Below are 25,452 nucleotides of genomic sequence, written 5' to 3' on the forward strand. Positions count from 1 at the left end.
AAAGTGTATCATTTACACTTTTAAAATTTAAGTCAAAAAAAATAACTCGCTAAAGTTATCTTTAATACCTATTATAAATTGAAGTTTAACTCTTTGGCATAAAGCGCTTCATCGAACCTGTAATAATAGGCTCCTTTTCGTGATTCGGACATATCCTTTTCTTCTAATTTAATGAAGTAATTCATTTGCGCCACCTTTCTTCTAAAGTTTCTTTTATCAAGAGGTTCACTTAAAATACCTTCATACAGCATTTGCAGCTGTGGTAAGGTAAATTTTTCTGGCAAAAGGTTAAATGCTATAGGATAGTTTCGAACACGGCGTCTTAACCTACGAACCGCTGAATCGACCATAGCTCTATGATCAAAAATTAATTCTGGAAGTTCATCAATTGGAAACCACTGAGCGTCGTATTTATTTACTAATTCTGCATTGTATTCCGATTTTAATATCATCGCGCTATAGGTTGTTGAAACCACACGACCTGAAGGATCTCTATTAGCTTCCCCCCATGTTCTTACCTGTTCCATATAAATATTCTCCAAACCGGATAAATTATACAGAACCCTATTAGCAGCATCGTCTAGATCTTCTTCATTTCCAACGTAACCACCTATTAAAGACCATTTACCCTTTTCGGGTTCAAAACCTCGGTGCACTAGAAGTAACTCTAGCCTATTGTTATTGAACCCGAAAATGATACAATCAACAGCTAACTTAATTTGTTGTTTTTGTTCCATTATATTATTCACAACAAATCGTGTTAATGTTATTGATTTCCTTTTTTGTAATCTGCTAAGAACTTCGCCAAACCAATATCAGTTAGTGGGTGTTTTAACAACCCTGTAATTGATGATAATGGCCCTGTCATAACATCACTTCCAATTTTAGCACAGTCGATAACGTGCATAGTGTGACGAATTGAAGCTGCTAAGATTTGTGTTTCAAAACCATAGTTATCGTAAATCTGTCTGATTTCAGCGATTAAGTTTAATCCATCGGTAGAAATATCATCCAAACGACCTAAGAACGGAGACACATAAGTCGCTCCTGCTTTTGCTGCTAATAAAGCTTGTCCCGCTGAAAACACCAATGTTACGTTTGTTCTGATGCCTTTATCTGAAAAATATTTACAGGCTTTAATTCCATCAGCAATTAAAGGTAATTTTACCACAATTTGTGGGTGTAGCGCAGCTAAAGCTTCGCCTTCCTTTACCATACCTTCAAAATCTGTTGAAATAACTTCGGCACTTACATCACCTTCAACGATATCACATATTTTTTGGTAATGCGCTAAAATATTAGCTTCTCCTGTAATACCTTCCTTCGCCATTAAAGACGGGTTTGTTGTTACCCCATCTAACACTCCTAAAGCCTGTGCTTCTGCAATTTCCTCTAGGTTTGCTGTATCTATAAAAAATTTCATCTGTTATTAATTATTTGTTTGTTTAGGTAAGGTGAAATGCCTAATACGACTTGACCTTTAGGCATTTCATCTTATCTTGACTTATTAGTTGTTATATACTTTTAAATATTCTAGAACCTGTGCGCTTACCTGTGGCCCGGTAAATCCGAATTTTTCATCAAGCACACCTGCTGGTGCTGAATATCCAAAATGATCTAAACCAAATACTTGTCCTTTATCGCCCACTAAACCTTCTAAATTAACTGGTAAACCAGCTGTTAATCCGAATAATGGTTTGTTTTTAGGAATTATACTTTCTTGGTAATCTTTAGATTGAAGTCTGAATACACCTTCTGAAATTACCGAAGCTATACTCACTTTTAATCCGTGTTCGCCTTCTAAAATTTCGGTAGCAGCAACTAAAGTAGAAACCTCTGATCCGTTAGCGATTAGCACCACATCTGGGTTTTCAACTTCTTTTACTAAATAACCACCTTTTTCAGCAGCTAAGGCTTCATTATATCTTGAATCGCCTTGTGCCGGTACATCTTTAACACCTTGTCTGGATAAGATTAATCCAGAAGGGGTTGATGTATTTTCTAAAGCCATTTTCCATGCAACAGTCGTCTCAACAGCATCAGCAGGACGCAGAGCTAAGAAGCTAGGTTTTCCGCTGTGGTTTTTAAGCTTTTCTAATAAACGAATCTGAGCTTCCTGCTCGATTGGTTGGTGCGTTGGCCCATCTTCTCCTACACGGAACGCATCGTGTGTCCACACATACTTAACTGGTAATTCTTGGATACCACTTAATCGAATGGCTGGTTTCATATAATCTGAGAATACAAAGAAAGTTGCTACAACCGGAATAATACCACCGTGTAATGCAATACCGTTAGCGATAGATGCCATAGTTAATTCGGCAACACCTGCTTGTAAGAATCCACCAGAGAAATCACCTTTCTTAAGGGCATGCGATTTTTTTAAGAACCCATCTGTTTTATCGGAGTTCGATAAATCGGCTGAAGAAACAATCATGTTTTCTACATTTTCAGCTAAGTATCCTAAAACCGCTGATGACGCCGCTCTTGTAGCTACTCCAGATTTTTGCTCGATTGCTGAGAAATCTAATTCTGGTAATTGCCCTGAGAAGAAGAAATCTAATTTTTCAGCTAATGCTGGGTTTGCTGATCTCCAAGCTTCAATTTCTGCCTTCTTTTCTGCAGCTTGAGCTGTTTTCTTTGCAATTATATCTTTATAAAAACCTTTAACATCAGTAAATATATCGAATGGGTTTTCTACATCTGCTCCTAGATTTTCAAGCGTTTTTGCGTAGTCTGCGCCTGTATTTCCAATAGGCTGACCGTGTAATTCGCAATACCCTTCAAACATACTACCATCGGCAGTTACACAACCTTTACCCATTATGGTTTTACCAATAATCAAGGTTGGCTTTTCAGTTTCGTTATTCGCGTCGGTTAAAGCCTGACGAATTTCGTCGTGGTTATGGCCATCGATAGTTACGACTTTCCACCCCCAAGACTCGTATTTCATGGCTGTATCTTCAGTTGTAACTTCATCAGTTGAAGTTGATAACTGAATATCATTAGAATCGAAGAACATAATGAAGTTACTTAATCCTAAGTGACCAGCAATTCGACCGGCTCCCTGAGAAATTTCCTCCTGAATACCACCATCTGAAATGAATCCGTAAATTTTATGATTCATCCAGTTTCCAAATCTTGCTTCTAAAAATTTAGCAGCAATCGCAGCTCCAACGCCCATAGTATGTCCTTGACCTAGTGGCCCTGAGGTGTTTTCAATTCCTCGTTTAACATCTACTTCTGGGTGACCTGGAGTGATAGAACCCCATTGTCTAAAATTAGCCACATCATCTTTTGCATAATTTCCTAAAAGATAATATTGAGCATACATTAATGTCGATAAGTGACCGGCATCCATGAAAAAGCGATCTCTAAACGGCCACTCCATGTCGGTTGGGTCGTAATTAAAGAACTCTGAATAAAGAATATGCATGAAATCTGCACCTCCCATTGGTCCTCCAGGGTGTCCTGAATTAGCCTTTTCTACCATAGCTACAGCCAACGCTCTGATATTATCTGCTGCCTGCTGATCTAATTTTTTGTTCATTTTAATTTTAGTTAATTTAATCGTCAACATTTAGATTGTTGAACACATTTTAAATAATGCTGCAAAAATAGTAAAACATTTTACCTAAAGCCTAATTTATACGCATTAGAATTTGATATTCACAAATATATAACATTATTTTATAAGTGTAACAAAAACACTTAAAGTTTTTTTAACTAAAAATTTAATTGTTTTTAAAGGTAGTATAAATGGCTAAAGACTAAACTTTACTTAAAGCTTAAAAATACGATCCATAAGCACCCATTTTTCTCCAGGTTTTGCAAAAGGTAATTCTTGTTGAAATTTCCACATAAAATGCTCCCATTCCTGAACTTTAGAATTATTTGAATCCATTTCGGACTTTTTTTCAAAAGAAAAAGATTCATTAACCTCCATTATCATAAATAGTCGATTCCCAATATTGTAAATTTCCATATCGACAATTCCCGAATCTTTAATACTTTTAAGAATTTCTGGCCAAACGTTTCTGTGATGTTCAATATATTCTGCAATAAGTTCGGGGTTCTCTTTTAAATCGCAGCCTAAACAGTATCTGGTAATAGACATGGCATTTTATTTTTTAAAATTAAGAACATTCACTCCGAGCAAACAAGTTAAAAGTAATTGCTACCGGCTTAGCTCGAAGTGATAAAATTGTAATTATTCAGTTAACAACGATCGGTCAAGATGCACGTAGCCACCATCTACGAATATAAATTGCCCTGTTGTATGCGATGATCTATCCGAGATAGTAAAGGCACAGGTATCTGCAATTTCTTCAGGTGTAGTCATTCGGTGTTCTAACGGTATTTTTTTAACTATAGATTTTAATTTTTCTTCGCCGTTTTCAAGTGTTTTAATCCAAGTATCGTAAGCTGGGGTCCAGCATTCTGCAATAATAATGGCATTAACACGAATGCCTTCCTTAATTAAATCGACAGCCCATTCACGGGTTAAACCTAGCACACCGCCTTTAGCTGCAGCATATGCCGAAGTACCGCCTTGTCCCGTCATACCTACTTTAGAACCTATATTTAATATATTTCCTTTTGAAGCCTTTAAATAGGGCAAGCAATATTTCGCCATGGCAAAAAAGCTAACAACATTAAGTTTTAAAGAATCTATAAACTGTTCAACTGAAGCATCCAAACCAACACCATCGTTTACGCCTTGGTTATTAATAAGTGCGTCTATTCGACCATATTTTTCAACAATGGTTTTTACAGCAGCTTCAATTTGTTCCGGTTGCGTTAAATCGGTCTTTACGAAAATAGAGTCTATACCTCGCTCATTTAACTCTGCAGCGTATCCAACGCCTCTGTCATTTCTATCAATCAGAACGGGTATAGCTCCTTCATCTGCTAAGCGTTGTACTATGGTTTCTCCAATACTCCCTTTAATTCCACAAGATCCTGAAACCACTACAACCTTGTCTTTTAAATGTAAATCCATGTCTTATAATTTATAAAATTCTATTGCATTAGCACCCATAATTTTTTGTTGTTCATTAGTGGTTAAAGCTGCAATAAAATCGGTTATTAGTTTTTTGGTTTTTGAATAGTTTCCTGCCACTAAACAAACTGGCCAATCCGATCCATACAGGATGCGATCTGTTCCGAAGGCATTTAAAACTAATTCCATATAGGGTTGCATTTGGTTTGGTGTCCATGCTTTGAAATCGGCCTCAGTGGTCATTCCGGACATTTTACAATACACATTCTCATGTTTAGCGATTTCTCTCATTAAGGTTGCCCATCCATCGTAAAAACCATCTTTAATATATGGTTTCGCCATGTGATCGATAACAAATTTTTGATTAGGAAAACGCTTAACAAATTCTAAAGCGGCACCTAATTGATGTGGGAAGATTAATATATCGTAAGTATAATCATATTTTTCAAGAAAACCAATTCCTTTCAAAAAATCTGATCTTAATAAAAAATTGTGATCCGACTCTCCTTGGACAATATGTCTAAAACCCTTAAGCTTGGCTTCATTACTATATGTTTCCAGTGTTTTCTCTAAATCCGAAGCCCTCAAATCAACCCAACCAACAACGCCTTTGATAAATTTATTTTTTATAGATAAATCGAGTAAAAAATTTGTTTCTTCTAAGGTTTGATCGGCTTGTACCGCAACACATCCATCAACTCCATTTTCTTGATAAAGCGCTTGTAAATCAGAAGGCATAAAATCCTTTCGAATAACTGCCATACTATCATCTATCCACGCGTGGTTTACGGGATCGTATTTCCAAAAATGTTGATGACTATCTATTATCATATTCTATTAATATTTCATGTTAATAAAACGCTTTTACAAATTTTAATACAGGTTTCCGAAGCGGTCTTATTCAAAAATATCAAGTTCTGCAATTGCTGCTGTTTGCTCCCCACCTGCAATAGTTTTAGAGGTAATCCTGATATATCTTCCGCTCACCGGATTTGCGAAATTATGTCTTCTTCTAACGGGGTCATTAATTAAATTTCCAAATTCGAATGACTCAATAACGTTCCAATGCTTGGCATCCTGACTTATCTCAAACGTACCTTGTTCTATCATGCCCTCTGAAAATTTATTTTGAGGTGTATAAGCAAACCCTGAAATATTATAGGTTTGTCCTAAATCAACAGCAAATTCATGCGCTTTATTTGTATCCTGAGATTGCCAGAAGGTATTTGGGTCTTCGTCAAAAGCATGCAATCCGTAATGATTCTCCATTTCACTATCGGCACCTAAAAGTTTCCAATCTGATTTCAAAATACCAAAATCGTATGAAGCTACACTTCCCTCTTGCTCTTTATCAATAGCAACTGCATTAACCTGAGTCGAAGCCACAATTTCCGATTCTTTATATAATTTCGAAGATTTGGTTGGTTTGGAACCATCGGTCGTATAGCGAATTTCGTAACCAGAATTCAAATTATTAAGCACATCTTCGCCATGTGGTTTCCAGCCAAAATCGTGTTTCTTGGGTTCTATTACCAAATTACCCTTTGCATTTCTTGAAATTGATAATTGCGGCGGACGTGTTTTATAATAATGCGCCGTAACATTAGAAATTGCAGGCTTAAAACGAGACGCCAAAACACGAATTCTGAATTTATCAGAAGTCACTTCAGGAAAACGTAAAATGCGTTTATAACCCACATTGGTGGCTGTTGCCATTTCTTTCCAGGCGCCATTCACCCATACATCTAACGCATGCTTTTCGATACGCTCACCATGTGTTAATATGGCCTCTTGAAGTACTAATCGGTTTATGGTAACGGCTGTTGGTGTAGTAATAACTAACTCATTGTTTTTATCATTTAAAAGCTCAAAACTCTCTGAATCATCGTCTAAAACATTTCTAGGACCTTTTGCAGATTTAAACAAATTAGTTTCATATGTTGCCTCAATACGTTTACCCACCTCTTGAAGAACCTTTACGTCTTCGGGTGAAAATTTCCCTTTTCTATTTGGGGGAATATTTAATAAAAACGTTGCATTACCTCCCACCGAGCGTTCATAAATATCGAATACATCGTCGGCACTTCTAACTTTTTGCGATGTGTCATCTCTATAAAACCAACCCTCACGAATAGATGTATTTACCTCTGCTTGTTGGTAATGTAAAAAATTAGCCCCATACAATTTCTCCCTACTCCCAATATCTTCACTGGTAATATCCGCAAAACGGTTTAGTTTATCAGGATTTTCATTATAAGGAATCACATTCCATTCGGTTTTTCGTGTTGCACCGGATTCGTTTCCACACCACCGGATATCCTGTTTCCCAAACACCACTGCTTCAGGCGCCAAAGTTGAAATCAACTCTTTCCATGCGATATAATTGTATTTCTGTCCGCCTTTTCGTTTTGGGTGCGCACCATCAAACCAAACCTCATGAATTGGCCCATACTCTGTTAACAATTCGAAAAGTTGATTCAAAAAATACTCATTGTAATCATCAACATTAAAAGTGAATGTTTTTTTATTCGCAAAAGGACGCCCTTCCACTGGTCTCGGAATGGTACGATTAGAATATTCACTGAGGTTACCATAAAGCCCTTCTTCGTTTTCAATTTGATATAAATCAGCAGGTGATAAATATATTCCTAGCTTTAAACCAAACTTCTCACACGATGCTGAAAGGTCCTTGAGTATATCTCCTTTTCCATCTTGAAATGCAGTAGACATAATCCCATGTTTGGTATAGCGACTTTGCCATAGCACAAAACCATCGTGATGCTTTACAGTTAGGATTACCATTTTCATGCCTGCACTTTTCATGGCATCGCACCACTGGTCGGTATCCAGTGTTTTTAAATCGAAAACTTCTGGATCTTCTTTCCCATTACCCCATTCCATTCTCGTGAATGTATTCGGGCCAAAATGAATAAAAGCAATAAATTCGTTTTTCAGTGCCTCATACTGATTTAGGGTAGGCACAACATGCGCGGCTTTTAAAATTATAGAATCCTTAGAATCCGTTTTTGTGATTTCTATCGTATTTTTCGTTTTTAAAACAATACCATTATCCTTCTTACAAGATAAAATTGTTAATAAAACGATAAGTAATCCATAATATCTATTCATCATTGAATTTCTATTTTTAAAAGCCTTTTGTTTTTATTACATCGCTACTTTTTGTAGTCGCTTTATCTTTTATTCTCCAGGGTAAGCCACCGCAGTTTGTTTAGACACCCCTAAACCTTCAACACCTAATTCCATAACATCTCCCGGCTTTAAGTATAATGGAGGTGTTAAACCTAAACCAACTCCAAAAGGGGTTCCAGTTGAAATGACATCACCTGGCAATAAGGTCATAAACTGACTGATGTAACTAATAGATTCCTGTATATTAAAAATAAAATCTGATGTAGAACTATCCTGCATCATTTCACCGTTTAACTTTAACCATAAGTGTAAGTTATTAGGATCTTTTATTTCGTCTTTTGTAGCCATAAAAGGACCTAAAGGAGCAAAGGTATCACATCCTTTTCCTTTACACCACTGACCTTCTTTTTCTATTTGATAAGCACGCTCACTTACATCGTTATGCAACACATAGCCTGCCACATAGTCTAAAGCATTTTCTTTAGAAACATAAGAGGCTTTTTTACCAATTACCACTGCCAGTTCCACTTCCCAGTCAGTTTTTTCGCTTCCTTTAGGGATTATAACATTGTCATTAGGACCAACAATTGCTGTTGTAGACTTGAAGAACAATACCGGTTCGTTTGGCACTTTCATTCCAGCCTCTTCAGCATGTTTCGCATAATTAAGTCCGATACAAACTAATTTTGATGGACGACAAATTGGCGACCCTAATCTTATATCTTCTGCTACGCCAGGGCATTTATCTTCATTTATTTTCAACCACTCTTCTAATCGTTCTAGCCCGTTTGTTTCAAAAAATTTTTCCGTATAATCTTCTCCAAATCCTGATACATCTAAACGTTGTCCGTTTGTTAACTGAACGCCTGGCTTCTCTTGTCCTTCCGCTCCAAATCGTATTAATTTCATTTTTTAAAGTTTATTATTTCTGTTACTTATATTAATATGGTTCGTTTTTTAAATCTTTTCATTAATAGGTATAAAAATACTAAAAGATTCATCTCCTTGCTTTGCTGCCAGCCCTAATACTTTAGGTTTTCCGTTTTCTTGATAAATAAAAGGACGTTCTAGTCGATCTGGTATTAACAGCACCCCATTATCCTGCTTTACTTTTTTGGGCATCAACTCATAATTCTGAGCTTTTTCCCAATGAATACCATCTTTAGAGGTAACCACTCCTATAAAACCATGTGCATGAAAAACACCGTAAAATCGTTCTCTAATCTCGTCATACCATATAGACATGTCTTCAGTATCCAAATAGTCTATTACAGGTTTTTCTTGAATTTCAAAGGGCCCAGTTGGCGAAGTCGACACTGCTACAGCTTGATTTCTAACAAAACCTTTTTCGTTTGGTTTATCCCCCTTTATTACCAGATAATAAAGATTGTCCGTTCCTTTTGTTATAGCCGGATTTACAGTTAAAGTAGTAATTGGTCCCGATGGTTCGATTAAAGGTTTTTTAAAACGTTTCCAGGGCCCGTTCACCGAATTAGACACAGCAACACCAACGCGTTGATTTGGTCTTAATATCTTCCAATTCGGATGGCTATAGCCTGTTAAAGCTGTTTCTTTTAATTCTTCTTCTGTAAATGCATTTTCTCCTAAATTAGTCCCGACGTAATACAAATAATATCTTCCATCAAAATATTTAATTTTAGGGTTATGTGCCGTAATCGCATCCCAGCGATTTCCTCTAGCGCCCTCCAAGATGGTTTCTTCATTTTCCCAAGGACCTGCAGGGTTATTAGATGTGGCATGCGCAATTTCAGAATGCGTTAACCAACCATAGAAACCGTATTCCTTTTTCCATCGTGAATAAAATAAATGGTATTTTCCGTCGTCGCCTTTTAAAATGGATGTACCCCAATTATAGTAACCTTCGGTTTTAAAAACATTGTCTGATGTTATTGGGGTTAACTTATCCTTAAAACTTAAATCATCCATTTTGTTTTGCGCACCAGAAAGAGGACTGCTCAAAAACAATAATCCAAAAACGAAGGAACCAATTAGTTTAAACATATTAACCGTTTAATTTAATAAACCCGCCATCAATAGGAAAATCAGTACCCGTAATGAATGATGCTTCATCTGAACATAAATACAAGGCTAAATCGGCTATTTCCTGAGGTTTCCCCATGCGCCCAATAGGTTGAGTTTGCGATAATTTTTCAAACATTTCAGCTTCTTTACCTGGATAGTTATTCTTTAGGAATCCGTCAACAAACGGTGTATGAACACGAGCAGGCGAAATACAGTTACAACGTATACCTTGATTTACGTAATCTTTTGCAACCGAATACGTCATGGTTAACGCTGCTCCTTTAGACATGGAGTAAGCAAATCTATCATTAATTCCCACAGACGAGGCTATCGATGCCATATTAATAATGACTCCGCCTTTAGCTTTCATGTGCGGAATGGATGCATAAATGCAGTTATAAACACCTTTTACATTAACATTATAAACACGATCTAAATCTGCTTCTTGAGTATTTTCAACATTACCAATATGTGCGATTCCTGCATTGTTTATTAAAATATCAACACCATTTTTTTCAGCAATTGTATTAACAACCTTAATTACATCTTCCTGATTTACAACGTTACATTGATACACAGCAGCTTGACCGCCATCTGACTCAATTTCCGATTTAGTTACCTCAGCGTTATCTACATTTAACTCTAATATGTTTACAAAAGCGCCTTGTGCTGCCAATGTTTTTGAAATAGCTTTTCCAATACCACTACCTCCTCCGGTAACAATGGCTGTTTTATTTTTTAAACTGAATTTCATATGTTTATTTTTGGTTTATTACAGTCTTATCTTTTCGACTTTTAAAGCTTAAGTTTTATATTTTCAAGTAACAGGAAGTATTACTATTATAAGGCTTTTAAGCATCAATATATTAACTTTTTTACAACGACATTCCTCGTTTCCAAGGAATAAAATCATTTTGCTCCAATTGTCGTGCTTTTACCAGTTTACCACTAGCCACATCAATTACAAAGTTTAATAATTGTTCTCCTGTTTCTTCTATTGTTGACGTTCCTTCAATGACTCCACCTGTATTAAAATCGATAATATCATTCATTTTATTATACAATTTTGTATTGGATGACACTTTTACTACTGGAGTAATTGGATTTCCTGTAGGAGTGCCTAAACCAGTAGTAAATAAAATAATATTCGCACCTGAACCTGCCAATCCAGTTGTCGATTCAACATCATTTCCGGGGGTACACAATAAATTCAGACCTGGCTTTACGACTTGTTCGGTGTAATCCAAAACATCTTCAATAGGAGAAGTCCCCCCTTTTTTAGCCGCTCCGGCCGATTTAATCGCATCGGTAATTAAGCCATCTTTTATATTTCCTGGTGAAGGATTTGCAGAAAAACCTCCTCCTAATAAACTGGCTTTTTCATTATAAACCGCCATAATTTTTGAAAACTTATCGGCACTTTCTTTGGTTTGACATCTATTAATAAGTTCTTGTTCTACACCATTCAATTCAGGAAATTCAGAAAGTATTGTTGCCCCTCCTAGCCCTACAAGTAAATCGGACACGTGCCCCAATACCGGATTTGCTGAAATGCCAGAGAAACCGTCGGAACCTCCACATTCTAATCCAATAACTAACTTATCTAATGCTGCTGGCTTACGCTCAATTTTATTAGCTTCTATTAAACCTACAAAGGTTTTTTTAATGGCTTCTGATAGTAATTCTTGTTCTGTATGTATATCCTGTTGCTCTAAAAAATATACTGGCTTTTCATTTTCAAATCCTAACTTTTCTAAAGCTTGTTTTAAAATGCTCGCCTGTGCATGCTGACAACCTAAACTTAAAACTGTGGCTCCCGCCACATTTGAATTGTTTATATAACCGGCTAGTAAATGACATAAAGCAATCGCATCATCTGTTGAGCCACCACAACCACCATCGTGCGTTAAAAACCGAATAGCATCAACATTAGGAAACAATTGATTTTTAACACGTTCGTCTTTGTTTAGTGAAATATTTTTGTTTAATATATCGTGAGTAGAAGCTCCTGATTTATAATCCTCTATTAAACTATCTACGTTAAAACCAGAATGTTGCTGGGTATCAAAACCTAACTTTTCTACCAAGGCTTTTTTAAGCACTTCAACATTTCTATTCTGACAAAATACAAGCGGAATTACCAACCAATTGTTCTCGGTTCCTACCGTACCGTTTGCCCGATGATATCCTAAAAATGTTCGATCTTTAAATTTTGTAACGTCGGGAGCTTTCCAGACAAATTTTTGACTCAATTTATCTGTACTGTATTTTTCGGTATCGTGAACTAAATTATTAGTCGTTATTAAACTCCCTTGAGAAATATTTTCGGTTGTTCTCCCCACCAAAACACCGTACATATAAATGCTATCTCCCTCACTTAGATTAGTGATTGCAAATTTATGTTTGGCTGGTATATCTTCCTGTAGAATGTATTCGACATCCTCATAAGAAACATGTGATCCTTTAGCTAAATCGGTTAATGCAACAAGGACATTATCCTTTGGGTGAATTTTTAACACTTCATTTTTCATAGCCAGTATTTTTCATTAGGGGTTGTAACTTGCAATACTAAAACTTTTTAATTAGCATCACTTCTTAAATTATGACCAAAACTAGTACTATTTTTGCACTTAATAACAAATTGATTTTCTTTATGTAATATTAATAACACATGTTACTAGATCTTTTAAAGATGAGACTTAACATAATCGGTAGGGCTACATCCCATTAAAAACTTAAATTGTCTGTTAAAATTAGAGACATTATTAAAGCCTACGTCGTAGCATATTTCGGAAACATTTCCCTTGTTCTCTAAAAGAAGTTTACATGCATATCCAATCCTTATTTCAAGTAAATACCTGGAATACGTTTTCCCATTAATTCGTTTAAACAGCCTACTAAATGCCGAAGAATTCATATTGGCTATTTTGGCGACTTCATCTAAACTTATAGGTTTATTGAAATTTTTAAACATGTATGCATAAACATCATCTAAGCTTTTATGTTTTGACACCTGAAATGCATTTAAAAAACCTGAACTCACCAATAATTTATAGCCATCATGTTTAGCCAGCGTATTCATGATATTTAAAAAGGCCATTGTCTTTGAAAATCCATCGAGATCGATTAAACCTTGTATTTCTTCTATTATTTGGGTTTCCAAATTCAAAAACTTAATACCAAATCGTGCTTTTTCGAAAAGTTCAGCTAAATGTTTCATCTCTGGTGTTTCAAAAAAGTGATTTCCTAAAAAATCTTCCTTAAAATGAGCTGCCACAGATTTAGCAGTTAGTGTGGAGTCTTCCTCAAAATATATTTCTCCATTTAACCACATATGAGGTGTATTTTTTCCAATTAAAAACACATCTCCTGCCGAAAATGGTTCTACGGCATCACCCACAAAACACATACCTTCACTTTTTAAAATAAGCACAAACTCGAGCTCAGCATGGTAATGCCAAATTTTTAAAAAATGAGAACCTTCATGAATATTTGCCGTAAATGAGGCATTTTGGGGTGTACTTCGGTCTATTAAATGAAGTTTCATCAATGAGTAATTTATGAGCTTCAACATGATAATCCTGAAACCCAAGTCGCTTATTTAGTTAATGCTACTAAATTAAGGTTTTAAGCAGTAACAATCCAGCGGATTTTTCTTATAAATTGAAAAATCAGCCAAAAACCCGGCGCATTAATCTAAACCGATCATTTATTTAAAATACTTTTTAATTTCAGGCACATTATTTTTTAATGCTTCAACAGCCAATTCAGCAACTTTATGAGCACCCAAACCGGAAAGGTGTGTATCGTCGTGTTTTCCATTTTCATAATACGGATGTTCTCCTGGTTCAAAATGAAGATGCAATTTTTTAGAACCTTCAACTCCATAGGATTCTTCAAGTTTCTCAGTTAAGTATTGTAAATCGATAAATGGAACCTCAAACTCTAATGCTACTAAACGCGCTTCTACCGGGTATTCGCCATGTGTATCGACTAAACTACCTTCCTCATTAAAATGTCGTCGAACGATCGAAGAAAATAAAATCGGCACAGCACCTTTACCCCTCGTTTCCTTGATGTATTGTATTAAATTGTTTCGGTAGGCCGTATGCGGATTAGTAAATCGATCTGGTGATTTAACTTTTTGATCATTATGACCAAACTGAATAAACACATAATCGCCCTTTTTTAAAGTTTCTAAAACAGAATCCCATCGCCCCTCTGTTAAAAAACTGCGGCTACTTCTCCCATTTACAGCTCTGTTATCCACTTCAACATTATCCATTACATACTCAGGCAAAACCTGCCCCCAACCATGTTCTGGGTTTGTTTCGGGATTTTTCTTGTTCGCCATGGTAGAATCCCCAATCATGTAAATGGTTGTTTTTTGAGCCATACAACTAGTAGATAGTAACAGTATGAAAAACATGATAGAATTTAAAAGTACTTTCCCATTCATTATAAATCTTGATACCATTTCGATGTTGATTTTAAGATGTTTTCTTTTGAATATTTTTTTACCTGTGAGTTTTTTAGCTGGTGGGACCAAGTCACTCTACTATTAGGTTTAAATCCTGGACCACTACAGTTATTTTCTGCGTAAAAACTTTCCTTTTCGGCCTCTGGTTTATTCCAATTGTGCCACCCTTCTGCATTTATATGTTCTCCCATAAAACAATTTATAAAAACGGTTTTGGCATATAATCGCCAAGGGCGACCTAAATAAACTTCTGTAACCGAACTATCGGCGGTTAGTTTACAATTTTTAAACACGTATCCGAAATTCATCCCCTGAGGTGTGGAGGCAGCGGTTATATATGAATTTGATTTACTATGAATGTCGCAATTTTCAAACAATACCGTAGCCTCACCAAAAATAAAGTCTGTTGTTCCTTCAACCCTACAATTTTTAAAATATTGTTTAAAACCTTCGCCGGCTGTATAAACTGTATCTTGATTTCCAATGAATTCACAGTTTTCAAAATAACATCTATTAGCATTAACCGATAAAGCAATGGCTTGCCCAACAGGTCCCGCTGTATTTTTAACCGTTATATTTTTTGCAATGAAATCGTTACCTTCTACGAGTAATGTAGACGTGTGAAAGGTGCTGTTTCTACCCAGGTTCACCTTATCAAAATAATCATCAAACTCAATAATAGTTTTCTCCTTACTTTCACCCAATATGGAAACATTAGTATTCCATGAATAAACATGTACCTTTTCTTTATAAACTCCGTTTTTTACATTAATAAAAACACGTTGATAAGGAAAGGCCTTGGCTGAATTTATAGCTTCCTGAATGGTTGTAAAATCACCTGTTCCGTCTTTAGCTACAACAATATTGTAACTGTCTTTAACAGTTTTTTTTAAATCGTAATTTGATTCTTTACATTCATTATAATTTATGTGATAACCGTTTGGTGCAAAAACAAAAAACAAGTAAAAAATTAAACTAAACATCTTTTTATTATTTATTTTCTCTAATCAAATTTTGATAAAACAGGGCTGCAATTTATAAAAATAAGTTGATTAGACTATTAAAACATCACGCTATCTTTGTAATCGATTGTCTTCATTATTGATGCCTAACAGGCAATCTTATTAAATTCATAGCAATACCAAACGTTATTTACACATATAACAATATGCAGATGAGTAAATTAAATAATCAATAATTATTTGCTAGAATTAAAATAATAATTATATTTGGACAATCGATTACATTAAATTTCAATCAAAGCTCATCACAGACATGAGTTAAGTATAATAGAAATTTATTTTTTTTAACCAAAAAAATGGTAATCGACTTAGTTAAACTAATTATAACCAACTAAAACACCACTATTAAAATGCGAAAAACATTCTTCACTATGATTGTATAACTGTACTTATCATGCTAAAACTGTACTAAAAAAATAAAACAATTAAACAATTTACAATGACAAACTATTCTATTATTGAACATCAAGTTTTCTTGTTGAAGACAAGAAAGAAAACACCCCCACGAAACAAAGCAAAATTAGATTTGTTTATGGGAGTATTTTTGCTTTTTACTGGATTAATCTACGGTCAGTCCATTTCGGTATCGGGTACGGTTACCGATGGAGGAGAATTAGGAGGTCCTCTTCCAGGCGTTACCGTAATTGTGAAAGGCACCTCAAACGGAACCTCAACAGATTTTGATGGCAACTTTTCATTAAATGATGTAGCTTCAGATGCCACACTGATTTTCTCATACGTTGGTTACAAATCGCAAGAGATAGCTGTAAATAATCAATCTACAATAAATATTACTTTACAGGTTGATGTTAGCCAACTTGACGAAATTGTAATCGTAGATTATGGATACGGTAAAGTTAAAAAAGCGGATATGACAGGTGCTACTGCTAGTATTGGCAGTAAAGAGCTATCTAACATCCCAATATCTAGCGCCGCAGAGGCTATTGCTGGTCGATTACCTGGGGTTAACGTAACCACTACTGATGGAGAACCAGGTGCGGATATACGAATAAGAGTAAGAGGTGGTACATCAATTTCACAAAGTAACGAACCATTAATTATAATAGATGGATTTATTGGTTCAAGCTTAAATGATATCCCTGTAAATGACATTGCAAGTATCGATGTGTTAAAAGATGCTGCAGCAACGGCTATTTATGGAGCAAGAGCATCTAACGGTGTTATTGTTGTAACTACAAAAAATCCTGTTGCAGGAAAAACAACCATTACGTACAACAACTATTTACAATTTAACGAATTACCTCAGGACAGAAAATACGAGGTTTTGGATCCTTATGAGTTTGTCCTAGCCAATTACGAATATGCTGCCTTAAGAGGTCAGACCGACATAGATCGATTTGAAAAGTATTTCGGAAAATATGATGATTTAGAGCTTTACAAACAAAAAAAAGCTACTAACTGGCAAGATGAGTTGTTTGGAGGAACTACCCTTTCCCAATATCACAACCTTAGTATCAATGGTGGTACAGAAATGACTAAAATGAATTTTAGTATTTCTCATAATGATGATGAAGGTTTACTTTATGGCTCTGGTTTTTCTAGAACAAATTTAAATTTCAAAGTAAATCAAAAGATTTCTGACAGATTGTCTATTGACTTTAATACCAGAATGACCAACAGAATTAAAGATGGAAATGGAACCTCTAGCGGATCAGTAAGTATTAAAGAAGCTGTTCAGACTAGACCTGTTAATGGTATTGCCGACGAACTAGACATAGACCTTACTCAGGTTAACGATGACGACGATTATCAACAATTTTTACTAAGTCTTTTAGATCCTAGAGAAGTTATAAAGCAAGATTGGCGTAAACGAATTGACAGATCTTATTTTAACCAAGTAGCATTAAATTGGCAAATTACCGATAACCTAACCGCTAAATCTTCATTTCAACACGAAAAATCATTCAGAGATGACAAACGATTTTGGGGGCCTTTAACAGGTGAAGTTTTTAACAGTGGTGGACTTGGCTCTATTGGGCAGCAAACCTTAAGAGAAGGACTAAATTATCGATTAGTTAATACTTTAAATTATAAAAAAACTACCGATTTGTGGGCATTAGATGCTCTTATTGGACAAGAATTCTCTTCTGCTAGTGGACATGAAAATTTTGTTCGTGCGGAAGGTTTCAGGGAATCAATTACTCCTGAAGAACTCTTTGCTAACCTTCAAATTGCTAAAGGAAATACTAGAGTAACCAGTAGAGAGTCTATTGAAACCAATAGAAAATCGGTATTTGGTCGTTTCGATTTTAGATTAAAAGATACTTACATATTTACTCTTACGGCTAGAGCTGATCAATCCAGCAGGTTTCAAGGGAAAAATAATTTAGGTATTTTCCCAGCCATGGCATTCGGTTGGAAACTTGAACAAGAAGATTTTTTAAAAAATGTCGATTTTATAAGAGAACTTAAATTAAGAGTATCATATGGTGAGACTGGTAATGATGGTGTTCCTGATGGTGTAACATCATTTCTTTTTGAAACTGAAACATTCAGAGGTCCAGGATTTGATAATTCTACCGGAGACCTGTTTTACAAACCGGCAAGCTCTACCCTTTATAATCCAGATTTAAGATGGGAAACAACAGCAACCGCTAACTACGGTCTAGATTTCTCATTATTTAATAGTGCCCTAAGTGGTAGCTTTGACTACTATATGAATGAAACCAGAGATTTACTTCTACAAAAAAATATAAGTACTAACTCAGGTTTTAGCACACAATGGGATAATATAGGAAACACGTCCAATCGCGGATTTGAATTAGGTGTAAACTCTGTTATTATAGATAAACCCGATTTCACATTAAGTGCTAATTTTAATATTGGTAGAAACACATTTACTGTTGACAAATTAGAAGGAACACCTGAACAGTTTTATCGCTCAAATTGGGCTAGTACTGACCTAAGAAACATTAATGATTACCAAGTCGAGGTTGGTGGAAAAATGGGGAATATCTATGGTTTTGTTACCGATGGTTTTTACAGCGTTGATGATTTCTTACCACTTGATCAAACAAATGGCGAGTACATACTTAAAGACGGTATCGCCGACGCTTCGGGTACTGTAGGTGGTGAGTTAAGACCTGGTAGCTTAAAATTAAAAGATTTACCTCAACTAGTTGTTGATGATAATGGAGATCCTATTTTAGACGGAAACGGTCAAAAACAATATGAGGTAGACAATCAAATTACTGACGAAGATCGAAAAGTGATAGGTAATGCTGTTCCTGATTTTCAAGGTGGATTTGGTTTAAGCGCAAGATTTAAAGGATTTGACCTATCGGCGTTCTTTAACTATCAAGTTGGAAATGATGTTTACAACACGGGTAAAATTCAATATAACCAACTAAGAAGGATAACAAACGGTAACCTATTAGAAACAATGAGTTTGGACAATAGATTTACCTATTTAGATATTGATGGTTCATACACTGGAACACCAGGTGGTATAGTAACCGACTTAGAACAATTGAGAGAATTAAACCAAGGCAAAACCATCTGGTCGCACGCCAGCCATGGTATTGCTCAGGCTGTAGTTCACAGTTGGGCTATTGAAGACGGATCATACCTTAGGTTGAACAACGTTACATTAGGGTATAGCCTACCGGACAAACTTATCTCTAAACTTGGGATGTCTAAATTTAGAGTTTTTGCAACAGGTAGGAACTTAGCTCTTTGGACCAAATATTCTGGTTATGATCCAGAAGTTAGCGTAAATAGTAATCCTTTTATTTTAGGATTAGACAGATCTTCATATCCAAGGTCTCGTTCATATACTTTTGGAGTTAACATAACCTTTTAAAAAATTAATTGATATGAAACTTAAATATTTATTGGCTATTATTCCTGCTTTTTTAATAGCCTCTTGTGAAAAAGATTTTCTAGAACCAGAATCTATTTCTACGACCGATTTAAATTACGTTTATTCAAATGTAGATGACGCTAGATCTGGTGTTAATGCAGTTTACCAATACTTTAACCAAGATGCATTTAGATCTAGACTGTCTAATAACATGACAGGAAACACTGATATAGAAAGACAGTCAGGATGGACTAGTGCTTCTGATCGATACCAAATTTGGAATCTGGATGCACAACCTTCTAATCGCGATTTAGATATTGTATGGACTTATGCTTATCAAGCCATCAGAGATGCAAACATTGCAATAGAAGGAATTAACAATAGTGGTAACTTAGAAAACGCCGATGTTACTATAAAAGATGAATTTTATAATTTATTAGGGGAAGCTTACACATTAAGAGCTTACTGGTACAGTATGTTGGCATACTATTTTGGCGATGTACCGTACGTAACTAAAGCGCCTCGAGCCGGTGATAATTTTGACTTACCAAGAACACACAGAAATGAAATTCTTTCAGGAGAAATAGAAAACTTAATATCCGTTGAGGAGAACATGAAATGGCAAAGTCAAACAAGACATGGCATTGAACAAGTAAATCGTGAGTACACTTTAGGTATGATTGCACGTTTAGCCCTGCAACGCGGTGGATACTATTTGACTCCTGAGTTAAACATGGTTAGAGACAGTGATTACCTCGATTATTATAAAATAGCCAGAGACTACTCTAAGAAGCTAATCGATTTAAAAGACCGTCAATTACCATCGGATTTCAGAAAAATATTCATGAATCAATGTCAATTTATTGTTCCTACTGAAGATAGTGACATTCTTTTTGAAGTTCCTTTCCCACAAGGTGGAGGTGACGTGGGTTGGAATATAGGTATAACTGTTCAAGGTGGTGCCACTGCTAAACATAGTTATGGTTCTGGAAACAACTATATGTCAATGCCAGCAACATACTACATGTCGTTTGATAGTAAAGATAAACGTAGAGATGTAACATGTGGTTTATGGAGAATTAACACCGATGCTGAATACGAACATGTTGGTCTAAATATCTCACAAGGTAAATGGAGTCGATGGTTCTTACCTGAACCTCCAGGGCAAAATACAGCAAAAGGAACAGCTATAAACTGGCCTATGATGCGTTATGCCGATGTTCTGCTAATGTTTGCTGAAGCTGAAAACGAATTAAATGGTCCTACAGCCGAGGCTCAAGATGCTTTTAAAAGAATCCGTAGAAGAGCTTTTGATGCCGCTGACTGGAGCACCAAAGTTGACAACTATGTAGCTCAAATCTCTGCTTCTAAACAAGACTTTTTTAATGCTATCGTTGATGAACGTGCTTGGGAATTCGGGGGCGAAATGATTCGTAAATATGAGTTGATTCGTTGGAATTTATATTCTCAAAAAATGGAAGAAACAGTTGAAGGTCTGAAAAAATTGGCTGATGAGGCCTTTGACGGTACAGGAACAGGACCAGATTATATGTACTGGAAAGTTGAAGATGGAGAATTTGTGGTTCTAAACCCAGATAACAAAATCTTAGCTGCTCCAGATGAAACATGGAATAGACAATCATTCTTATCAGGTTTACATAGCGATGAAACTACTTATCAAGAATGGATATTAAGAGATTATGAAAACCATATTAACGGTCCTAAAGCTGGTGTAGCGCGATATATTTTCCCAACACCAACTAGTGCTGTTATAAACAGTAAAGGATTGCTTAGCAACAGAGGTCAATATGGCTTTAACTTTAATTAAAAAGAAATTGATATGAAAAATCATAATAACATATTTAACATAAAAACAATTCTGTTTTTATGTCTCATAGTAAGCATGTTTAATGCTTGTGATAAGGACGATGATCAAAACTATGAAAAAACAAGGTTATTCCGCCCTGTTTTAAACGAACCTCTTTTCGCTGAAGGTAATTCCATAATCGTTAATATGGGAAAACTAAAGTCTGCAGTAGGATATACTTTAGAAGTTAGTAGAGATACTTTTGCTACTATTGAATATACGATACTTTCAGACACTAATTATGTAGAAATCAATGCCAACAATGCAGGCGAAGAATTATTTTGGAATACCATTTACCAAGTAAGAGCTACTGCCCATGAGGCCGATCCGCAATACGATAGTAAAATTTCAGATTTAGGTGGAGTAAGAACAGAAACTTTCCCTTCAATTCTATTTAGCCCATCAAGTTATGATGTTACAGATGTTGCCGCAAGAGTTACTTGGGAGCCACTTGGTGACGCGATTACCGGTATTAAAGTTTTTGCTGCAGATGACCTTAGACTTACGACGCCTTTATTACCTGAAGCTCCTGTTAGTAATGAACAATTTTTAGCAGGTGAAGGTTTTGTTGAAGGATTAGAACCAGAATCTGAATATCAAATTGCTATTTACAGCGGTACTCAATTAAGAGGCTGGGTTAATTTTACGACCCGTGTTGCAGAACCAGACTATTCTAGTATTCCGAATTTAATAGATATTAGAGATAATGAAAGTGCATCAGCTGTAAAAGACGCCGTGGCATCGGCCCCTGATGGAGCAACTATTCTTCTTAAAAGAGGGGTTACTTATGATTTACCATCTACTCCATTAGATAAATCAATAACCATCAGAGCCGCTTATGGTTTTGGTGAGCAAAAGGCCAAACTTTTCACAACAGGTAACTGGAATATTGCTTCTGGATCTAATATTGATTATATCAGATTCATTGACGTTGAAATTCGAGGAGAAGATTATGGAGGCGATTATGTCTTTAACCCTTCTAGCGGTGACACTAACGTTAACGAATTACTTTTCGATAATTGTACAATTGGAACATTAAGAGGTGTTTTCAGACTAAGAGGAACAAATGCTCTGGTAGATACTTATGAAATAAGAAATAGTGTTATAGACAGTATTGGTGGTTATGGCCTTCTAACCTGCGACACTAACCCAGGTACTCCTCAAACAGCAACAGTAAACAACTTTAATTTAATTAATAGTACTTTTAATAAAGTGGGATGGCTTATCCAAACAAGAAATAACTGTGAGTCTTTAACTATTGAAAGCTGTACATTTGCTAATTTCAATAATTATTTCCGCTTTAGAGGTGGAGATGGTAATAATAACGTTACTAATGGTATTTCTATTCAAAATTCAATTTTTGGGCATGCATGGGATGAAACAGGAACGGCCACAACCTATACCTCTAGCGGTGTTTATCAAGGTTTACCGGATACCAACTTTACAGTTGGGAACAGCTTTACCACCTCAGATCTTACTTGGTCTACAGGCCGTGAAATACCAAATTTAGAATCGAATTATTCTGGTACGCAAGATGATTTGTGGGTAGACCCACAAAACAATGATTTTAACTTTAAAGACAAAGGGTTTGCTGGACAATATACAGCAGGCGACCCAAGATGGCGTACTAAATTGTAATTAAAATAAATTATTTTTAATTTTATACTAAAGTGGATATTCAATAAGTTGTAATACTTTGAGATATCCACTTTTTTTTACTAATGTTACTTTAAACATGTTCTATAAAACCCACCTCTTTATAATGATCATTCTTTGTACAACACTGCTGTCCCACGCTCAGAAGTTAGCCTTTCCAAGCGCTGAAGGCTTTGGTAGATACGCGAGTGGCGGAAGAGGAGGCATAGTTTATACGGTTACTAATTTAAATGACGAAGGTGAAGGAAGTTTAAGAAAAGGTATTACAAAGCATGGTGCTCGAATTATTGTTTTTGCCGTTTCAGGTACGATCGAACTAAAATCAAATATCGATGTTAATAACCCCAATTTAACCATTTTAGGACAAACAGCTCCTGGCGATGGTATTACGATAAAAGGATATCCGTTTACCATCAAGGCCGATAATGTTATTTTGCGTTATTTGAGATTTAGAATGGGAGATCTTCATAAAGTTGAAGGCGACGCTTTAGGTTGCAGAGGTTCCAACAACGTTATAATAGACCATTGCTCCATCAGCTGGGCAACCGACGAAAATGCTTCTTTTTACAACAATTCTAATTTTACTTTACAATATTGCATTATTTCCGAAGCATTAAATAATTCAGTGCATCATAAAGGTGCTCATGGTTACGGAGGTATTTGGGGTGGTGTAAATGTGTCTTTTCATCACAACTTAATTGCTTCAAACAATAGTAGAAACCCAAGGTTTAGTGGCTCTTCAACTACCGAAAATTCAAAAAACGAATTTGTAGACTTCAGAAATAACGTCATTTACAATTGGGGAAGCAATAGTATTTACGGCGGAGAAAAAGGCACATACAACATGGTTAATAATTACTTTAAATCTGGGCCAGCAACAAAACAATCAATCAAAAACAGAATTTTAGAACCTTACAAGCCTTACGGCACATTTTATATTGATGGGAACTATGTGGAAGGTTTTGAAACTATTTCAAGTAACAACTGGGATGGTGGTGTTCAATGTGATAACTTACAGGAAACAAAACGAGATTCTGAAGTTCATATTTCAAATAATATTTCAACTCAAAGTCCAACAGATGCTTACGAAAAAGTTTTAAAAGAAGCTGGCGCAAGTCTATCAAGAGATGCTGTAGATACCAGAATAGTGCAAAACACACTTATGGGTCTTACTAATTATAAGAACGGTATTATCGATTCGCAAAACGATGTTGGCGGATGGCCTGCATTAAAATCTACAACTCCAAAAACCGATACCGACAAAGACGGCATGCCCGATGATTGGGAAAAAGAACATAAATTAAACCCTAACTTAAACGATAGCAACCATTTTTCACTTGATAAAAATTTTACCAATATCGAAGTTTATGCAAATACTTTAGCGCAGCCTTGGTTATGCACAAAAACTGACAACGGAGAAACCTACCATTTTATCATTGACATAAATGGTAGTGGCGATTTTACTTCTGTTCAGGAAGCCATTAACGCTGTACCCGATTTCAGAAAAAACGAAACTAAAATCTTCATAAAAAATGGAATTTACAAAGAAAAACTCGTTTTACCTGCTTCAAAAACCAACATCACATTTGTGGGAGAAGATAAGTTTAAAACCATTTTAACTTATGATGATTTCGCCCAAAAACACAATAAATTTGGAGAGGAAATGGGCACAACCGGTTCTTCCTCATTTTTCATTTTTGGCGATAACTTTAAAGCTGAAAATATCACATTTGAAAATAGTGCGGGCCCTGTGGGCCAAGCTGTAGCTGTTCGCGTTGATGGAGATAAAATTATTTTCAACAACTGTAGATTTTTAGGAAACCAGGATACACTGTATTGCCATGGAAACAATAGTCGACAATACTATAAAAACTGTTACATCGAGGGTACGGTTGATTTCATTTTCGGATGGTCTACATCTTATTTTGAAAATTGCGAAATCTATTGTAAAAAATCCGGTTATGTTACGGCTGCTTCAACCGGTAAAGATACAGTATTTGGTTTTGTGTTTAAAAACTGTAAGATAACTGGAAGTGCAAAAGAGAACACCTTCTATTTAGGAAGGCCTTGGCGTGATTATGCCAAAACCGTTTGGATTGACTGTTACATGGATAGCCTTATAAAACCAGAAGGCTGGCATAACTGGAATAAACCACAAGCTGAACAAACGACCTTTTATGCCGAATATGGTACAACAGGACCAGGAACATCCAAACAACGTGTAAAGTGGGCTAAAACATTAGCTAAAAAAGAAGCCGAATCGTATACATTGAGAACTGTATTAAACGGGACGGACAACTGGGATCCTAAATTATAACAGCTTAACGAAACAAAATCACTAGTTTTAACATATCATAATCTCTTTTAAATTATGTCAAACAAGACTTCTTTAGTATTTTTAGCAATCGA

18 protein-coding genes are annotated in these 25,452 nt (G+C 35.7%); 4 read left to right on the forward strand and 14 right to left on the reverse strand.

Going from position 1 to position 25,452, the window contains the following annotated elements; translation table 11 throughout:
• Positions 1–71: 71 nt before the first annotated feature.
• From ICJ83_RS01575 to ICJ83_RS01640, 14 genes are all read right to left on the reverse strand, one after another.
• A complete protein-coding gene (locus tag ICJ83_RS01575) occupies positions 72–749 on the reverse strand; it encodes an NUDIX hydrolase (RefSeq protein ID WP_317173246.1) in 678 nt (225 codons plus the stop codon).
• A gap of 17 nt (positions 750–766) precedes the next feature.
• A complete protein-coding gene (gene fsa, locus ICJ83_RS01580; RefSeq protein WP_188228601.1) occupies positions 767–1,423 on the reverse strand; it encodes a fructose-6-phosphate aldolase in 657 nt (218 codons plus the stop codon).
• An 84-nt stretch (positions 1,424–1,507) separates the two neighbouring features.
• The gene (locus tag ICJ83_RS01585) at positions 1,508–3,550 is read right to left on the reverse strand and encodes a transketolase family protein (RefSeq protein WP_188228602.1); all 2,043 of its coding nucleotides are present in this window, start codon (positions 3,548–3,550) and stop codon (positions 1,508–1,510) included.
• A gap of 231 nt (positions 3,551–3,781) precedes the next feature.
• Positions 3,782–4,117, reverse strand: a complete 336-nt coding sequence (locus tag ICJ83_RS01590) for an L-rhamnose mutarotase (protein WP_188228603.1) — start codon at positions 4,115–4,117, stop codon at positions 3,782–3,784.
• 93 nt (positions 4,118–4,210) lie between these two features.
• Positions 4,211–5,002: an SDR family oxidoreductase gene (locus ICJ83_RS01595; RefSeq protein WP_188228604.1), complete on the reverse strand. Its 792-nt coding sequence runs from the start codon at positions 5,000–5,002 to the stop codon at positions 4,211–4,213.
• A 3-nt stretch (positions 5,003–5,005) separates the two neighbouring features.
• Positions 5,006–5,833 carry an amidohydrolase family protein gene (locus ICJ83_RS01600; protein WP_188228605.1) on the reverse strand — a complete coding sequence of 276 codons (828 nt, stop codon included), beginning with the start codon at positions 5,831–5,833 and terminating at the stop codon, positions 5,006–5,008.
• A gap of 66 nt (positions 5,834–5,899) precedes the next feature.
• Positions 5,900–8,134 carry an alpha-L-fucosidase gene (locus ICJ83_RS01605; protein WP_188228606.1) on the reverse strand — a complete coding sequence of 745 codons (2,235 nt, stop codon included), beginning with the start codon at positions 8,132–8,134 and terminating at the stop codon, positions 5,900–5,902.
• A gap of 66 nt (positions 8,135–8,200) precedes the next feature.
• Positions 8,201–9,061 carry a fumarylacetoacetate hydrolase family protein gene (locus ICJ83_RS01610; RefSeq protein ID WP_188228607.1) on the reverse strand — a complete coding sequence of 287 codons (861 nt, stop codon included), beginning with the start codon at positions 9,059–9,061 and terminating at the stop codon, positions 8,201–8,203.
• Between the two features lie 48 nt (positions 9,062–9,109).
• Positions 9,110–10,174 (reverse strand): glycoside hydrolase family protein, encoded by a 1,065-nt coding sequence (locus tag ICJ83_RS01615; RefSeq protein WP_223154561.1) that lies wholly within the window; start codon positions 10,172–10,174, stop codon positions 9,110–9,112.
• A 1-nt stretch (position 10,175) separates the two neighbouring features.
• The gene (locus ICJ83_RS01620; RefSeq protein ID WP_188228608.1) at positions 10,176–10,949 is read right to left on the reverse strand and encodes an SDR family NAD(P)-dependent oxidoreductase; all 774 of its coding nucleotides are present in this window, start codon (positions 10,947–10,949) and stop codon (positions 10,176–10,178) included.
• Positions 10,950–11,070: 121 nt separating this feature from the next.
• Positions 11,071–12,726, reverse strand: a complete 1,656-nt coding sequence (locus ICJ83_RS01625; protein WP_188228609.1) for a UxaA family hydrolase — start codon at positions 12,724–12,726, stop codon at positions 11,071–11,073.
• 155 nt (positions 12,727–12,881) lie between these two features.
• Positions 12,882–13,742, reverse strand: a complete 861-nt coding sequence (locus ICJ83_RS01630) for an AraC family transcriptional regulator (RefSeq protein WP_188228610.1) — start codon at positions 13,740–13,742, stop codon at positions 12,882–12,884.
• A gap of 162 nt (positions 13,743–13,904) precedes the next feature.
• Positions 13,905–14,591: a rhamnogalacturonan acetylesterase gene (locus tag ICJ83_RS01635; RefSeq protein WP_223154562.1), complete on the reverse strand. Its 687-nt coding sequence runs from the start codon at positions 14,589–14,591 to the stop codon at positions 13,905–13,907.
• Positions 14,592–14,653: 62 nt separating this feature from the next.
• Positions 14,654–15,658, reverse strand: coding sequence for a pectinesterase family protein (locus tag ICJ83_RS01640; RefSeq protein WP_188228611.1), 1,005 nt, complete (start codon positions 15,656–15,658; stop codon positions 14,654–14,656).
• A 478-nt stretch (positions 15,659–16,136) separates the two neighbouring features.
• Here ICJ83_RS01640 and ICJ83_RS01645 point away from each other — a divergent pair, with 478 nt between their 5' ends.
• The 4 genes from ICJ83_RS01645 to ICJ83_RS01660 all read left to right on the forward strand — a co-directional run bounded on the left by ICJ83_RS01645 (position 16,137) and on the right by ICJ83_RS01660 (position 25,360).
• Complete coding sequence (locus tag ICJ83_RS01645; RefSeq protein WP_223154563.1) at positions 16,137–19,520, forward strand: SusC/RagA family TonB-linked outer membrane protein; 3,384 nt, start codon at positions 16,137–16,139, stop codon at positions 19,518–19,520.
• A 13-nt stretch (positions 19,521–19,533) separates the two neighbouring features.
• Positions 19,534–21,348, forward strand: a complete 1,815-nt coding sequence (locus ICJ83_RS01650) for a RagB/SusD family nutrient uptake outer membrane protein (protein ID WP_188228612.1) — start codon at positions 19,534–19,536, stop codon at positions 21,346–21,348.
• 12 nt (positions 21,349–21,360) lie between these two features.
• On the forward strand, positions 21,361–23,025 hold the full coding sequence (locus ICJ83_RS01655) for a DUF4957 domain-containing protein (protein ID WP_188228613.1): 1,665 nt from the start codon (positions 21,361–21,363) through the stop codon (positions 23,023–23,025).
• Between the two features lie 124 nt (positions 23,026–23,149).
• On the forward strand, positions 23,150–25,360 hold the full coding sequence (locus tag ICJ83_RS01660) for a pectinesterase family protein (RefSeq protein ID WP_223154564.1): 2,211 nt from the start codon (positions 23,150–23,152) through the stop codon (positions 25,358–25,360).
• Positions 25,361–25,452: the final 92 nt, after the last annotated feature.

Source organism: Aestuariibaculum sediminum (genome assembly GCF_014596945.1).
In the GTDB taxonomy this organism is placed as follows: domain Bacteria; phylum Bacteroidota; class Bacteroidia; order Flavobacteriales; family Flavobacteriaceae; genus Aestuariibaculum; species Aestuariibaculum sediminum.

What these genes read in the sequence shown, in the direction of transcription:
- fsa (WP_188228601.1), bottom strand. Translation starts at nt 1,423, where the DNA reads ATGAAATTTTTTATAGATACAGCAAACCTAGAGGAAATTGCAGAAGCA.
- ICJ83_RS01585 (WP_188228602.1), bottom strand. Translation starts at nt 3,550, where the DNA reads ATGAACAAAAAATTAGATCAGCAGGCAGCAGATAATATCAGAGCGTTG.
- ICJ83_RS01590 (WP_188228603.1), bottom strand. Translation starts at nt 4,117, where the DNA reads ATGTCTATTACCAGATACTGTTTAGGCTGCGATTTAAAAGAGAACCCC.
- ICJ83_RS01595 (WP_188228604.1), bottom strand. Translation starts at nt 5,002, where the DNA reads ATGGATTTACATTTAAAAGACAAGGTTGTAGTGGTTTCAGGATCTTGT.
- ICJ83_RS01600 (WP_188228605.1), bottom strand. Translation starts at nt 5,833, where the DNA reads ATGATAATAGATAGTCATCAACATTTTTGGAAATACGATCCCGTAAAC.
- ICJ83_RS01605 (WP_188228606.1), bottom strand. Translation starts at nt 8,134, where the DNA reads ATGATGAATAGATATTATGGATTACTTATCGTTTTATTAACAATTTTA.
- ICJ83_RS01610 (WP_188228607.1), bottom strand. Translation starts at nt 9,061, where the DNA reads ATGAAATTAATACGATTTGGAGCGGAAGGACAAGAGAAGCCAGGCGTT.
- ICJ83_RS01615 (WP_223154561.1), bottom strand. Translation starts at nt 10,174, where the DNA reads ATGTTTAAACTAATTGGTTCCTTCGTTTTTGGATTATTGTTTTTGAGC.
- ICJ83_RS01620 (WP_188228608.1), bottom strand. Translation starts at nt 10,949, where the DNA reads ATGAAATTCAGTTTAAAAAATAAAACAGCCATTGTTACCGGAGGAGGT.
- ICJ83_RS01625 (WP_188228609.1), bottom strand. Translation starts at nt 12,726, where the DNA reads ATGAAAAATGAAGTGTTAAAAATTCACCCAAAGGATAATGTCCTTGTT.
- ICJ83_RS01630 (WP_188228610.1), bottom strand. Translation starts at nt 13,742, where the DNA reads ATGAAACTTCATTTAATAGACCGAAGTACACCCCAAAATGCCTCATTT.
- ICJ83_RS01635 (WP_223154562.1), bottom strand. Translation starts at nt 14,591, where the DNA reads ATGGCTCAAAAAACAACCATTTACATGATTGGGGATTCTACCATGGCG.
- ICJ83_RS01640 (WP_188228611.1), bottom strand. Translation starts at nt 15,658, where the DNA reads ATGTTTAGTTTAATTTTTTACTTGTTTTTTGTTTTTGCACCAAACGGT.
- ICJ83_RS01645 (WP_223154563.1), top strand. Translation starts at nt 16,137, where the DNA reads ATGACAAACTATTCTATTATTGAACATCAAGTTTTCTTGTTGAAGACA.
- ICJ83_RS01650 (WP_188228612.1), top strand. Translation starts at nt 19,534, where the DNA reads ATGAAACTTAAATATTTATTGGCTATTATTCCTGCTTTTTTAATAGCC.
- ICJ83_RS01655 (WP_188228613.1), top strand. Translation starts at nt 21,361, where the DNA reads ATGAAAAATCATAATAACATATTTAACATAAAAACAATTCTGTTTTTA.
- ICJ83_RS01660 (WP_223154564.1), top strand. Translation starts at nt 23,150, where the DNA reads ATGATCATTCTTTGTACAACACTGCTGTCCCACGCTCAGAAGTTAGCC.